The 585-nt window shown below is 59.0% G+C and carries 1 protein-coding gene; it reads left to right on the top strand.

Going from position 1 to position 585, the window contains the following annotated elements; all coding sequences use genetic code 11:
• Nucleotides 1–585 (top strand): AMP-binding protein (locus tag BTA31_RS22170; protein ID WP_142243772.1); only part of this gene is annotated, 585 nt, incomplete at both ends.

The following is a 585-nucleotide window of genomic DNA, read 5'->3' as shown; positions in this document are numbered from 1 at the left end:
TGCGAACAGTTCATGGAGCTGGACAACCAGTCGCTGCGCGTGCTGCTTACGGGCGGAGACAAGCTGAAACGGATCGAAAAACGGAATTACACACTCGTCAACAACTACGGGCCGACGGAAAACACGGTCGTTGCGACGAGCACGGCGATCGATCCTGATGAAGGGATGCTTTCGATCGGAAAGCCGATCGCCAATACCCGGGTGTATGTGCTTGGGCAAAACAACGAAGTCCAGCCTGTCGGCGTCGCGGGCGAGCTGTGCATCGCCGGCCGCGGGCTTGCGCGCGGCTATTTGAACAAGCCGGAGGAAACGGCGAAGCGTTTTACGGAAGACCCGTTTGTGCCGGGCGAGCGCATGTACCGGACGGGGGACGCGGTCAAATGGCTGGAAGAGGGGCGGCTTGAGTACATCGGCCGGATCGACCAGCAGGTGAAAATCCGCGGCTTCCGGATCGAGCTTTCTGAAATCGAAGTCCAGCTCGCGCGGCTCTCTGAAGTGCAGGAAGCCGTCGTCACCGACATCGAAGATGCCTACGGCAACAAAGCGCTGTGCGGCTATGTCGTTGTGAACGAACAGCTTGATACA

The organism is Bacillus haynesii, from assembly GCF_001969855.1.
GTDB lineage: Bacteria > Bacillota > Bacilli > Bacillales > Bacillaceae > Bacillus > Bacillus haynesii.
Note: the sequence above shows the minus strand (reverse complement) of the source record. Positions and strands in the feature narration are given on the sequence as shown.